Source organism: Xanthomonas sp. NCPPB 1826 (assembly GCF_056725285.1).
Genome location: NZ_CM161521.1, coordinates 3,588,283 through 3,601,465, shown reverse-complemented (window position 1 = coordinate 3,601,465; position 13,183 = coordinate 3,588,283). Strand labels below are relative to the sequence as shown.

Genomic DNA, 13,183 nt, shown 5'->3' with positions numbered 1-13,183 from the left:
TCCGTCAGGGGGTGGAGGAAGAAGAAAGATCGATGCGCAGTACGTAGGCGTGCTCGCCGACCGGCTTGTCCGGCAGGCTCAGATGCAGGCCGTCGGCCTGCTGCTCAAACGGCACCTTCTTGCCGTTGGCCAGCAGCGTCACGCCGCGCACGCCGTCGGCCGGTGTGAGCGAGCGGATCACCGCCTTGCCGCCGGCCGGCCAGCCGAGTTCGATCGCGTACAGCGCGCCATCGCGCGTGGTGAAGCGGAAATCCTCGGCGGTGTAGGGCTTGGTCTTGACGTCCTGGAAGGTGCCGCCAACCACCTCGGTCGGGCCTTCGCCATACACGCGCCACGGCTTGCTGTCGTAGATCGCGCCGCCGTTGGTCTTGAGCCACTTGCCGATCGCCAGCAGGATGCCGCGCTCGGTATCCGGGATCGAGCCATCGGCACGCGGGCCGATGTTGAGCATCAGGTTGCCGTTCTTGGCCACCACATCGGCCAGCATGTGGATGATGAAAGTCGGCGACTTGTAGGTGTCGTTTTCGATATAGCCCCACGACGCATTGCTCACCGAAGTGTCGGTCTGCCAATGGGTGGGATGGATGCCGGTGAGCTGGCCGCGCTCGATGTCCAGCGTGCCGGCCCCTTCCGGAAACGCGCCCAGCTTGTAGTTCACCACCACACCGCGATCGGCTTCGGTGCGCGCCGCGCCCTGGTTGTAGTAGTAAGCCAGCATGGTCGGCAGGCTGCTGCGGAAGGTGGGGTGGGCAATCCACCAGTCGAAATAGATCAGGTCCGGCTGATAGGTGTCGATCAGCTCGGTGGTACGCGCCAGCCAGTCGTCCAGCCAGGCCTGCGACACCGGCGTCCAGTCGTTGGCCACATCGGCGTCGTCCTTGCCCGGCAGGCGCACCTGCGCCGGGCCGTACAGCGCGGCATAGCGCGGGTCGTTGACGTCCGAATCGAACTTGCGCCCACCATCGAAGAACCAGTTGTGCTCGGCGCGGTGCGAGGACAGCCCAAAGTGCAATCCCTGCGCGCGGATCGACTTGGACAATTCGCCCAGCAGATCGCGTTTGGGACCCATCTTGACCGCGGTCCAGTCCGACAACTTGGAGTCGTACAGCGCAAAGCCGTCATGGTGCTCGGCCACCGGCACCACATAGCGCGCGCCGGATTCGCGGAACAGCTTGGCCCAGCCATTCGGATCGAACTTGGGCGCGGTGAACTTGGGAATCAGATCCTTGTAGCCGGAGCGCGCCTGCGGGCCATAGGTCGCCACGTGATGGGCGAATTCCTTGGAGCCCTCCAGGTACATGTTGCGCGAATACCACTCGCTGCCGAACGCCGGCACCGAAAACACGCCCCAGTGGATAAAGATGCCGAACTTGGCGTTGTCGTACCACGCCGGCGATTGATAGGCCTTGAGTGCAGCCCAGTCGGGGCGGAACGGACCCTTGCGTGCGCCGGCTTCGGCTTCGCGCACCAGGCGCTCGCGTTCGGGTGCGTACTTGGCGGTGGCGCTGAGCCACTGCTGGTCGATCTGTTCCGGGCTGAGCGTGGTGGCGGTAGGCGCGGTGGGCGATTGCGCGCTGAGCGTGGCAGCAGGCAACGCGAGCAGCAGACCGAGCGCGAGCATTCGCGTTCTGGGTGCAGCTCCGGCGTGGCGGCGGGATGGAGCCGCGGGGCGGCTATCGGTCGTCATGGGAACTGCACTCCTTCAAGCGAGACATGTCGGTTGCAGCGCAGCCGGCACGTGGATGGCAAAAGCGGGCCTGGCCATGCTCCCTCAACCGCGAAGGGGCGTGGCCAGTACCACTCCTTGGTACAACATCGAGCGGTGCGCTGCATGTAACGCACAGCTCAAAAAAAACGCGCCACCGTGGAGGGTCGGTGGCGCGCCGGTGCTACATCAGAACTTGAAGTTCAACTGGGCCTGATAACCGCGGCCGTTCTTGTAGAACGCCGTGGGGGTATCACGGGTGTTGCTGAAGACCCGATAGGTGGAATCGAGCAGGTTGGTCGCGCCGAAGGTGATGCCCATGTAATCGGTGATCTGATACGAGGCATTCAGATCCAGCTGCTTGTAGGCATCTGCAAAGTCACGCGATTCCAGGCGGCCGATCTGGGTGAAATACTTGGAGCGGTAGCTGTAGTTCACGCGCACCGTCCAGTCGCCGTGTTCCCAGTACGGGATCACGTTGTAGGTGTCGCGCGACAGGTAGGGCAGGTTCAAGCCGGAGCTGGAATCGGATTCGGCAAACGTGTAGTTGGCCTGCAAGCCGAAGCCCAGACCGAAGGTCTGCTGGTAGTTGACCGACACGCCCTTGACCTTGGCATCGGACACGTTGACCGGCGTGGTCACCTGATACAGGCCGGCAATGGCCGGCGGTGCCGGATTCAGCTGCTGGGTGGTGGTGGTGCTGACGATGTAGGAGCTGATGTCGCGATAGAACACTTCACCGGACAACATGCTGGACGGAGCGAAATACCACTCGGCCGCCAGGTCGTAGTTGGTGGATTCGTACGGCTTCAGATCCGGGTTGCCGCCATTGGCGGTCAGATCGCCGGTGCCGCTGTTGATGGTGAAGGTGCCCGCCAGATCGGCGTAGCGCGGACGTGCGATGACCTTGGCCGCCGAGAAGCGCAGCACGGTGTCGTCGGTGATGTCGTAGGCGATGTTGAAGCTCGGCAGCGCCTTGCGATAGTCGTTGGTCTCGGCGACACGGTCGAAGTTGGTGCCGCCGTCGTTGCTCTGCCAGAACTCGGACTTGTCGGTGGTGTCGACCAGGCGCACCCCGACATTACCGCGCCACTGGCCGGATTCGAAGTTCAACTGCGTGTAGACGTTCTGGGTGATTTCCTTGACCTGGAACGAGGCGCCGAAATCGGTGCGGTACGGGCCCTGCGGCTGCGACAACAAATAGTTGCGCACGGCATTGAGGTTGGCGGTCGGCCAGGTGGTCAGGTCGCCGCTGGCGCCCAGGCCGTCGTACAGGCTGCTGGGCGTGCTGCCCGGATTGAACTGCGTCAGCGAGACCGCATCGGTGGAGTTGATGCGGTTGCCGCGCGCGTCCACGCCATTGTTGTGGTTGATGTACTTGTAGCCGAATTGCAACTTGGTGAACGGGCCCCACTCAAGATCGCGCGAAGCATCCCACTGGAAGTACTTTTCCTCGTCCTTGCTCTTCTGGTACGCGATACCGCCGGCCTGCATGATGCCGGTGTTGGTGCCGGGAATATTGCCCTGCTGACCCGGTGCCAGGCCTGCGGGATTGCCCGGCAACACCCAGTTCGAGGCGCCGCCGTTGTCGTAGTTCACCGAGGTGTTCTGACCGTCGAAGGCGTAGTTGTAGCCGCCGTCCTGCATCAGGAACTTCATCAAGTACTCGGGGTTCTTGCCGCCGGTGGCCTGCGTGCTGCCGACCTGGCTGGTGAACACCCACTTCTCGCCGGACCAGTCGTGGCGCAGGTTCAGGCTCTTGGTGGTGACGGTGCTTTCGCGGTAGTTCGCATCCAGCTGCGCGTAGGGCTGCCCGGCGGCGCCATCGCTGACCATGGCCGAGGTCACCACACCATTTTCCACGTTGGCGCTGGTGATTTTCTGACGGTCGTCATTACATGCCGGGCACACGTAGCGCGCCTGGCTGAAGTTGTTGTACTTGCCCTTGATGTACAGACCGGTCAGGTTGAACTCGTTCTGCTCGTTCGGCTTCCACTGCAGTGCGCCCTGCACGCCGCTGCGTTCGCGGGTCTGCTGGAAGAACGCGCTGCTGATGCCGGCCGGAACGCGTGCGGTAGCCACATCGCTGCCGTCGCCGGTGATGGTGGCAGTCGGTGGAATGCCCTGGCCGGTGGTGTAGCCGAAGTATTCGATACCGGCGCGTGCCAGGTCCTGCTTGTCATGCGTGGCGGAGATCAACGCGCCGAAGGTCTCGTCGTCGTTCTTCCAGCTCCACAGCGCCGAGCCGCGCGGATTGCCTTCTTCCGAACGGTCGTTGTAGTTGTAGCCGACCGAGCCGCGGATGGTGTTCTTGGGCAGGTCCAGCGGCTTGCGGGTGTGCACGATCACGGTACCGCCGATCGAGCCTTCGTCGATGCGCGCTTCCGGGGTCTTGTAGACCTCCATCAGGCCGATGATTTCCGGCGACAGCAGGGTGTAGTTGAAGGTACGGCCGCTGGTGTCGGTCGGGTTGCCGCCCCAATCGCCCGAGGCGATGGTCTGGCCGTTGAGCAGCACGCGGTTCAAGGCCGGGTCGGTGCCGTTGATGCTGACCTTTTCGCCTTCGCCGAACTGGCGGTCGACGCTGATGCCCGGCAGGTGCGACAGCGATTCGGCGGCATTGATGTCCGGGAACTTGCCGATGTCTTCGGCGCTGATCGCATCGACGATCGAGTTGGCCGAGCGCTTGACCGACTGGCTCTTCTCCAGCGATGCGCGATAACCGGTGACGGTGATGGTATCCAGCTCGGTGGTCGCCGACGGCGTGGCGGCAGGAGCCTGTTGTTCTTGTCCGGCAGCCATTGCAGAGCCGGAGCAGTACAGAGCGGCGGTAATACAGAGTGCTAACGTCGTGGTGCGGCTGTGCATGGCTAAACCTCGTTGGTTAGTGCTGTGAGCGCGCCGCCTATGTAAAGGCGTCACGCGCTCGGCGTGGCCGGCAAAACAACACGCCCTGACCGATCGCGGTGATCGCACTGGCACGCGTCGCAAGAGGCGGGCCCGGGTGATTCGCGTGGTAGAGGAGGTGTCCCCCGTGTGGTGAAGCGGTAGAGCGAATGCGACTTCAGTGAGTCGAACATCGGGTGATGTCCCGCTCACGAATCTGGAATGCACCGGCGAGGGAGTAGCCCGTTCCTGAGTACCGAACAGTCCATGGCCCCTCCTGCCAGAACCCCGATTTGGATCGAGTCTCGCGTAGCGTTGACAGCGTTGTCAACACATCGTCACAGATCTCTGAAGCGGCTGCGATTGCGCTGCAATGCAGCATTTGTTGGTGATGCCGCGCACTGCACCGACGCGGCTGCGCAACGCATCAAGAGTGGCGCCGCGTCGCGATCAGCTGTTTCTATGGGGAATTACGCCTATGCAGATGGCGGACCCTGATTTGTGCTGAAATCGCTGTCATGGATGCGGATTTTTAGTGGATGATGAGATTAGCGGCATCCTGTTTAAATCGTGATCGCCACGGTTGCGTTACAAAGCGATTACTGACAACGTTGTCTACCCCGTTACCGTTCGTCGGACAACGGGCATGACGCCAGCCCGCGGCCACTTATCAGGAGAATGCGTGAGCGCAAGCAGTCCAATGGAAGCGGTGGCCTTTCCGCGCCCCGACACCTTCGTTGCCGCAGACGTGGGGGGGACGCATGTGCGTCTGGCGCTGGTGTGCGAAAGCCCCGATCCACGCCAACCGGTCACGGTGCTGGACTACCGCAAGTACCGGTGTGCCGACTACCCGGGCCTGGCCGAGATCATGGCCGCGTTCTTTGCGGAGCTGGGCTGTGCACCGGTGCAGCGTGGCGTCATCGCCAGCGCCGGGTATGCGCTGGAAGACGGCAGTGTGATCACCGCAAACTTGCCGTGGGTGCTGGCGCCGGAGCAGATCCGTCGCCAGCTCGGCATGCAGGCATTGCATCTGGTCAACGATTTCGAGGCTGTGGCGCATGCGGCCAATTACATGGTCGGCAATCAGGTCCTGCAGTTGTCCGGCCCGCCGCAGGGTGCGCCGGGTCCGGCGCTGATCCTGGGCCCGGGCACCGGCCTGGGCGCGGCGTTGTGGATTCCCAACGGCGCCAATCCGGTGGTGTTGCCGACCGAGGCCGGCCACGCCGCGCTTGCCGCCGTCAGCGATCTGGAAGTGGCCTTGCTGCAGGAGCTGCGTCGCACCCGCACGCATGTGGCCACCGAGCACCTGCTCTCCGGCCCGGGCCTGTTGAATCTCTACACCGCACTGGCCGCGCTGCGTGGCGTGCCGGCGCTGCACGCCAGCCCGGCCTATGTCACCGCCGCCGCGCTGTCTGGCGAGGACGTGCTGGCACGCGATGCGCTACAGGCGTTCTGCGGCTTCATGGGCAGCGTGGTCGGCGACATGATGCTGCTCTATGGTGTGCGCAGCGGTGTCTATCTGGCGGGTGGATTCCTGCCGCAGATCGCCGCATTCGTGGCCGCAAGCGATTTCGTCGCACGTCTGCTCGACAAGGGCGCATTGCGTCCGGCGCTGGAGCAGGTGCCGGTGAGCATCGTCGAGCACGGCCAGCTCGGTGTGATCGGCGCGGCCAGCTGGTTCCTGCAGCACGGCCGCTGAGCCTCGCGCATCGCCAAGTGCACCAGGCTAGCTGTACCAAACCGATCAACTCCACATCCTTCGTAGGAGCGCACCCGGGCGCGACGAGGCATTCCCGATAACGCCAGGTCGCGCCCAGGTGCGCTCCTACGATGTCGTGGCGCTATAAGTCCCCGAACCGCGACTGCAGCGCCGCAATCGCCGCCAGCCCCGCGGTTTCGGTGCGCAGAATGCGCGGCCCCAGTTGCAGGCCGCTGAAACCGGCATCGGCGAGGATGGCGCGATCGCGCGGCGACCAGCCGCCTTCCGGGCCGATCGCCACGATCACATGCGGTTGCGCGCCGAGCGCCAGGCTGCCCAGGCGATGCTCTCCGTGCGGGTCCAGCGTCAGCCGTAGCGCCTGCGGATCGCTGGCCTGCGCCGCGTCCTGCAGGCCGTGCGGCGCAGCGACCGTGGGAATGCGCGCACGTCCGGACTGCTCGCAGGCCGACACCACCACGCTGCGCCAATGCGCCAGGCGTTTTTCCATGCGCGCCGCATCCAGCTTGACCTCGGTGCGCTCGGCGTTGACCGGCACAACCGCCGTCACCCCCAGCTCGGTGGCCTTCTGCAGGATCAGATCCATCTTCTCGCCGCGCGCGATGCCCTGGATCAGGGTGATCGACAACGGCGACTCGTTGCGCAGCGGCTCGGCACGTTCCACCAGTGCGCGCGCCTCGCGTTTGCCGGCCAGGGTGATGCGCGCGTGGTAGTCGCTGCCGTCGCCGTTGAACAGCACGCAGGCATCGCCCTCGCGCAGTCGCAGCACACGCAGCAGGTGATTGGCCGACTCTTCCGGCAGCGTCACCTCCTGGTCGCAGTGCAGCGGCAGTGCGACATGGGAGCGGGTCAGGCGCATGCAACGGCCTCCTCGATGGCGTGGCGGGTGGTCGCAGCCAGCAGCGCAAGTTGCGCGTCGTCCACGCAGTACGGCGGCATCCAGTACAGCACGTCGCCGAGCGGGCGCAGCACCACGCCCTTGTCGAGTGCGGCGCGATAGGCCTTCAGACCCACCCGCGCCGCAGACGGAAATGGCGTGCGCTTGTCACCGCCCTGCGTGAGTTCGAACGCCACGATCATGCCGGCCTGGCGCACGTCGGCCACCGCGGGGTGTTCGCCGATCTGCGCAGCCAGCGTGGTCATGTGCGCGGCGGTACGCTGGTTGCGCGCAATCACATCGTCGTCTGCAAAGATCTGCAGGGTTGCCAGCGCGGCGGCGCATGCCAGCGGATTGCCGGTGTAGCTATGCGAATGCAGGAACGCGCGTTCGCGCGAGTCGTCCAGGAATGCGTCGTACAACTGCTGCGTGGCCAGCACCGCCGACAGCGGCAGGAATCCGCCGGTCAGCCCCTTGGACAGGCACAACAGGTCGGGCATGATCCCGGCCTGTTCGCAGGCGAACAGGCTGCCGGTGCGGCCGAAGCCGGTGGCGATCTCGTCGGCGATCAGGAACGCGCCATGCGCGTCGCACAGTTCGCGTGCGCGGCGCAGATAGGCCGGGTGATACATGCGCATGCCGCCTGCGCACTGCACGCGCGGCTCCAGGATCAGCGCGCAGATTTCGCCGGGCGATTGTTCGAACACCGCCTGCAGCGCATCGGCCGCCTGCAGTGCGTAGTCTTCCGCGCTCTGTCCGGGCTCGGCCAGGTAGGCATCGGGCGAGGGCGCAAAGATCGACTCCAGCAGCAACGGCGCATACACGCGCCGATACAGCGGGATGTCGCCGACCGACAGCGCGCCGATGGTCTCGCCGTGGTAGCCGTTTTCCAGCGCGACGAAACGCGTGCGGCGGTGCTCGCCGCGGTTATGGAAGTAGTGGAAGGCCATCTTCAAGGCCACTTCCACGCCGGCCGAGCCATTGTCGGCATAGAACACCTTGGACAACGGTGCGCGGCCGGCCTGGCGCGGCGCGATCGCCAACAGGCGCTCGGCCAGCTGTACGGCGGGCGCATGGGTGAAGCCGGCCAGCATCACCTGCTCCAGTTCGCCAGCCTGGCGCGCGATGGCGGCGCCGATGCGCGGTTCGCTATGGCCGAACAGGTTGGTCCACCAACTGCTGACCGCGTCCAGGTAGTGGCGACCGTCGTGGCCGATCAGCCACGCACCATCGCCACGCGCGATCGGCACCAGCGGAAGTGTGTGCGGGTGCTCGCGCATCTGCGTGCAGGGGTGCCACAGCACCTCAAGATCGCGTTGCCGCCAATGTTCGTCAGCTTGAGAGGCTGCCGGGTCTGCTAGGATTTCGGGCTCATGAACATGTCGATGCATACGCCTATTCTATCGGTCGGCTCCGCCGCTGCGTGCTACGCATGAGTCCGCGCCTGCCAACCATCCACAAGATCACCGATCTGGGTGACGGGCCGTTCCGTCGCCAGCAGCTGGATCTGGAATTTTCCAACGGCGAGCGTCGCCTTTACGAGCGCCAGCTCAGCCAGGGCCACGGCGCGGTGGTGGTGGTGCCGATGCTCGACGCGCAGACCGTGCTGCTGGTGCGCGAGTACGCTGCCGGCGTGCATCGCTACGAGCTGGGCCTGGTCAAGGGCCGCATCGATGCCGGCGAGACGCCGGAGCAGGCCGCCGACCGCGAGCTCAAGGAAGAAGCCGGTTACGGCGCGCGCCAGGTGCAGGTGCTGCGTGCGATGACGCTCGCTCCTACTTATATGAGTCACCAATCCTGGTTGGTGCTGGCACGCGACCTCTATCCCGAGCGCCTGGTGGGCGACGAGCCGGAAGAGATGGAGGTGGTGCCCTGGCCGATCGCCCGTCTGGACGAATTGATGCTGCGCGAAGATTTTTCCGAAGGCCGTTCGCTGGCCGCCTTGTTCATTGCGCGCGAGTGGCTGGAGCGCAACCCATGATCCGCATCCCGATGGAACTGCGCGAAACCGTGATCGCCATCGCCCGCGAAGCGGGGGCGGCGATCATGGATGTCTATGCGCAGGATTTTGCGGTCGAAATCAAGGACGACGCCAGCCCGCTGACCCAGGCCGACCTTGCCGCCAACCGTGTCATCGTCGAAGGCTTGCGCCGGGTCACCCCGGACGTGCCGGTGCTGTCGGAAGAATCCGCGCACGTGGCCTGGGAAGACCGCCAGTTCTGGACCAGCTACTGGCTGGTCGACCCGCTCGACGGCACCCGCGAATTCGTCAAGCGCAACGGCGAGTTCAGCGTCAACATCGCCCTGATCCATATGGGCGCACCGGTGCTCGGCGTGGTGCAGGCGCCGGTCGATGGCCGGGTCTGGTACGCCGCACGGGGCGAGAACGCCTACCGCCGCGATGGCGACCGCGACGAAATGCTGCACACGCGCACGCCGGCAGCCACGCCGCTGCGGGTCGCGGCCAGTCGCTCGCATCGCGATGCGCGCACTGCTGCCGCGCTGGAGCGCATGGGCGAGATCGATGTGGTCGCGCAAGGCTCGTCGTTGAAGTTCTGCCGCATCGCCGAAGGCGACCTGGACGTGTATCCGCGCTTCGGCCCCACCTCCGAGTGGGACACCGCAGCCGGCCAGTGCGTGCTGCACGCCGCCGGCGGTGTGCTGCTGGCCGGCGGCACCGGCAAACCGTTCCGTTACAACCGCCGCGACACCTTGCTCAATGGCGATTTCATCGCGCTGGGCGATCCCAATCTGCCGTGGCGCAGCTGGCTGGTGTGAGCACCGCCGACCGCCGCTTGCGCGCTCGCCGGTTGGATCCGGCAGTTGCGCGCACTCCCGATGCAGTCATGTTCAATGCGGTCCCTGCCCATCGCCTGCCGCCAGGTGACGCGGCACGTGCCTGCGGCATCGCCCGGGCACGCCACTCCACTGCACCACACCTGCCAGGAACACACCATGTCTCAGTCCCCGCCGACCGGCGACCTCCAGCGCCTGCTGCAGCTGATGGCGCGCCTGCGCGATCGTGAGCACGGCTGTCCGTGGGATGTGGAGCAGACCTTCGCCAGCATCGCGCCGTACACCATCGAAGAAGCCTACGAAGTCGCCGACGCCATCGATCGCAACGACCTGCCGGCTCTGCGCGACGAGCTGGGCGACCTTCTCCTGCAGGTGGTCTTCCACGCGCAGATGGCCGCCGAGCAGGGCGCATTCGGATTCGCCGACGTGGTCGCCACGCTCAGCGACAAGCTGGTGCGTCGCCACCCGCACGTGTTTGCCGAGCAACGTGCCGACGATGCGCAGGCGGTGAGCGCCAACTGGGAGCAGATCAAGCGCGACGAACGTCGCGCGGCCGGCCATCAGGACGACTCCGCACTTGCCGGCATCGCACGCGGCCTGCCGGAATGGCAGCGCTCCACCAAGCTGCAGGCGCGTGCGGCGCGGGTCGGCTTCGATTGGCCCGGCCCGGCCCCGGTGCTGGAAAAGCTGCAGGAAGAAATCGAGGAACTGCGCGTGGAGTTCGCGCGTGGCCCGGTCGCCGACAACCAGGCGCGGCTGGAAGACGAGCTCGGCGATGTGTTGTTCGTCTGCGCCAACCTGGCGCGCCACGCCAGGGTCGACGTGGGTGCGGCGCTGCGCCATGCCAATCTCAAGTTCGAGCGCCGCTTTCGCGCGATGGAAGCGCAGGCACAGGCGGACGGCACCTCCCTGGCCGCGCTGTCGCTGCAGCAGCAGGAGGCGCTGTGGCAACAGGTCAAGCGCGGAGAACGCGGCGGTGATCCGTCCGCTCTCGGTCAGGCTGCCGCGGCACCTGCCACCGACGCGCCCGCGGCCGGTGATCAGGCGCGCGACACTCCGGAGCTGCAGCATGCCGACGTTGGCAAGCAAGGCGTCGACAAGCCAGGCCGCGCATGACTGCTGTACCGACCACGCTGTTGCTGTTCGCGGCCACTGCCGTCGCCGAGCTGGTCGGCTGCTACCTGCCGTATCTGTGGCTGCGCAAGGGCGGCAGCATCTGGTTGCTGCTGCCGACGGCGCTGAGCCTGGCCGTCTTCGTCTGGTTGTTGAGCCTGCATCCAGATGCCAGCGGCCGCGTGTATGCCGCCTATGGCGGGGTCTATATCGCCAGTGCGCTGCTGTGGCTGTGGTGGGTGGACGGGGTGACGCCGACGCGTTGGGATCTGCTGGGCGCAGTCTGCTGCCTGCTCGGCATGGCGATCATCATGTTCTCGCCGCGCGGCGCCTGAGCGCGCCTTCGCAGCAACGTCTGCGCCTTGTAAACCGCGATTGGCTGCGCGTTGCGGCGAGCTGCGTAACGCCGACACGCTGCCCGAGGTGGTCAGCCACAGCGCCGCATGCAGGGTCGTGACCGCCGTTGCCGAAGCTAGGGCGCGCAGTGGGGACAGGTGGCGCTAGGGCATACTCAAGCCAAGGATCGATTCGTCATCGCAAGGGGCTGCTCATGTTTCCGACTTCTTTCTTGGCCATCGCCGTTCTGGTCGCTGGCGTCATCGTGTTGTTCAAGACCGTGCGCATGGTGCCGCAGGGCTTTCAGTGGACGGTGGAGCGCTTCGGCCGCTACACCCACACCATGAGTCCGGGTCTGCACTTTCTGGTGCCGGTGGTCTACGGCGTGGGGCGCAAGATCAACATGATGGAGCAGGTGCTCGACGTGCCCAGCCAGGACGTCATCACCAAGGACAACGCGGTGGTGCGCGTGGATGGCGTGGTGTTCTTCCAGGTGCTCGATGCCGCCAAGGCCGCCTATGAGGTCTCCAACCTGGAGATCGCCTCGATCGCGCTGGTGCAGACCAACATCCGCACCGTGATCGGCTCGATGGATCTGGACGAATCGCTGAGCCAGCGCGAGACCATCAATGCGCAGCTGCTCAGCGTGGTCGACCAGGCCACCAATCCCTGGGGCATCAAGGTCACCCGCATCGAGATCCGCGACATCCAGCCGCCGCGCGACCTGATCGACTCGATGGCGCGGCAGATGAAGGCCGAGCGCGAGAAGCGCGCGCAGATCCTCGAGGCCGAGGGCTCGCGCCAGTCGGAAATCCTGCGCGCCGAAGGCGAGAAGCAGGCCGCCGTGCTCGAGGCCGAAGGCCGCAAGGAAGCCGCCTTCCGCGACGCCGAGGCGCGCGAGCGTCTGGCCGAGGCCGAAGCCAAGGCCACCCAGATGGTCTCCGATGCGATCGCCAATGGCAGCGTGCAGGCGATCAACTATTTCGTCGCGCAGAAGTATGTGGAGGCGTTCAAGGCGCTGGCCACCGCGCCCAATCAGAAGTTCGTGCTGATGCCGATGGAATCCAGCGGCGTCATCGGCTCGATCGCCGGCATCGCCGAGCTGGCAAAGGAAGCGCTGAACAAACCCGACGCGAGCCATGTGCGCGTGCCGCCGATGCCCCCGCGCGTGGGAGGCTGAGCCATGCGTTGGGACGTGGTGGCCTGGGCGGTGCTGGCGTTGCTGTTGATTGCTGCCGAGACGCTGGTGCCCGGCGCGTTCCTGCTGTGGATGGGCATTGCCGCCGCAGCGGTGTGCGTGCTGGTGCTCGCGTTGCCGGGCATGTCGCTGCTGCTGCAGATCGTTGCCTTCGTGCTGCTGAGTTTCGTCTCGGTGCAGGTGTATCGCAGCTGGTTTCGCGGCAAGGGCCGGCAGAGCGATCGGCCCCTGCTCAACCGACGTGCCGAGCAGTTGATCGGCCGTTGCGTGGTGCTCGACCAGGCAATCCACGAGGGACGCGGCCGTGCCAAGGTCGACGACGCGTTCTGGGTGGTCAGCGGCCCGGACCTTCCGGCCGGCACGCCCGTGCGCATCGTCGGTGTCGATGGCATGACCTTGCAGGTGCAGGCGGCCGGTTGATCGGGCAGGGCACGCGCGTCGTGCCCATGCAGCGATGCTGCAGCGCGGCGCGATAGGGCGCGGCCAGGTCCAGCGGTCGGCGGCGCGCTGCCGCATCGCCTGCGCCGTTTCCCCCAAGCACGGCCGGGCGGCGAT

11 protein-coding genes are annotated in these 13,183 nt (G+C 65.8%); 7 read left to right on the top strand and 4 right to left on the bottom strand.

Translation table 11 applies throughout. The features are described from left to right. Positions 1-4: 4 nt before the first annotated feature. Together AC1PLA_RS15285 and AC1PLA_RS15280 are read right to left on the bottom strand one after the other, a co-directional pair. Positions 5-1,687, bottom strand: a complete 1,683-nt coding sequence (locus AC1PLA_RS15285; RefSeq protein WP_481104864.1) for an alpha-L-fucosidase — start codon at positions 1,685-1,687, stop codon at positions 5-7. 207 nt (positions 1,688-1,894) lie between these two features. Further along, a complete protein-coding gene (locus tag AC1PLA_RS15280; protein WP_481104863.1) occupies positions 1,895-4,573 on the bottom strand; it encodes a TonB-dependent receptor in 2,679 nt (892 codons plus the stop codon). 718 nt (positions 4,574-5,291) lie between these two features. Here AC1PLA_RS15280 and AC1PLA_RS15275 point away from each other — a divergent pair. Next, positions 5,292-6,290, top strand: coding sequence for a glucokinase family protein (locus AC1PLA_RS15275; protein WP_481106209.1), 999 nt, complete (start codon positions 5,292-5,294; stop codon positions 6,288-6,290). Positions 6,291-6,432: 142 nt separating this feature from the next. Here the strand turns inward: AC1PLA_RS15275 and AC1PLA_RS15270 are convergent, their stop codons facing one another. Both AC1PLA_RS15270 and bioA read right to left on the bottom strand, forming a co-directional pair. Further along, a complete protein-coding gene (locus tag AC1PLA_RS15270) occupies positions 6,433-7,167 on the bottom strand; it encodes a 16S rRNA (uracil(1498)-N(3))-methyltransferase (RefSeq protein ID WP_481104862.1) in 735 nt (244 codons plus the stop codon). Continuing rightward, positions 7,158-8,576 (bottom strand): adenosylmethionine--8-amino-7-oxononanoate transaminase, encoded by a 1,419-nt coding sequence (bioA, locus tag AC1PLA_RS15265; RefSeq protein ID WP_047129116.1) that lies wholly within the window; start codon positions 8,574-8,576, stop codon positions 7,158-7,160. Before bioA ends, AC1PLA_RS15270 begins: the two co-directional genes overlap by 10 nt. Positions 8,577-8,617: 41 nt before the next feature. On the opposite strand from bioA, the gene nudE reads away from it, so the two are divergent. The 6 genes from nudE to AC1PLA_RS15235 all read left to right on the top strand — a co-directional run bounded on the left by nudE (position 8,618) and on the right by AC1PLA_RS15235 (position 13,048). Then, positions 8,618-9,166 (top strand): ADP compounds hydrolase NudE, encoded by a 549-nt coding sequence (gene nudE / locus AC1PLA_RS15260; protein WP_016905001.1) that lies wholly within the window; start codon positions 8,618-8,620, stop codon positions 9,164-9,166. Next, complete coding sequence (cysQ, locus tag AC1PLA_RS15255) at positions 9,163-9,963, top strand: 3'(2'),5'-bisphosphate nucleotidase CysQ (protein ID WP_016905000.1); 801 nt, start codon at positions 9,163-9,165, stop codon at positions 9,961-9,963. The genes nudE and cysQ overlap by 4 nt, the downstream gene beginning before the upstream one ends. A gap of 177 nt (positions 9,964-10,140) precedes the next feature. After that, positions 10,141-11,097, top strand: a complete 957-nt coding sequence (gene mazG, locus AC1PLA_RS15250) for a nucleoside triphosphate pyrophosphohydrolase (protein WP_481104861.1) — start codon at positions 10,141-10,143, stop codon at positions 11,095-11,097. Next, the gene (locus tag AC1PLA_RS15245) at positions 11,094-11,429 is read left to right on the top strand and encodes a YnfA family protein (protein WP_481104860.1); all 336 of its coding nucleotides are present in this window, start codon (positions 11,094-11,096) and stop codon (positions 11,427-11,429) included. The genes mazG and AC1PLA_RS15245 overlap by 4 nt, the downstream gene beginning before the upstream one ends. Positions 11,430-11,644: 215 nt before the next feature. Next, positions 11,645-12,610, top strand: coding sequence for an SPFH domain-containing protein (locus tag AC1PLA_RS15240; protein ID WP_024939263.1), 966 nt, complete (start codon positions 11,645-11,647; stop codon positions 12,608-12,610). A gap of 3 nt (positions 12,611-12,613) precedes the next feature. Continuing rightward, positions 12,614-13,048: an NfeD family protein gene (locus AC1PLA_RS15235; protein ID WP_039526063.1), complete on the top strand. Its 435-nt coding sequence runs from the start codon at positions 12,614-12,616 to the stop codon at positions 13,046-13,048. Positions 13,049-13,183 lie beyond the last annotated feature (135 nt).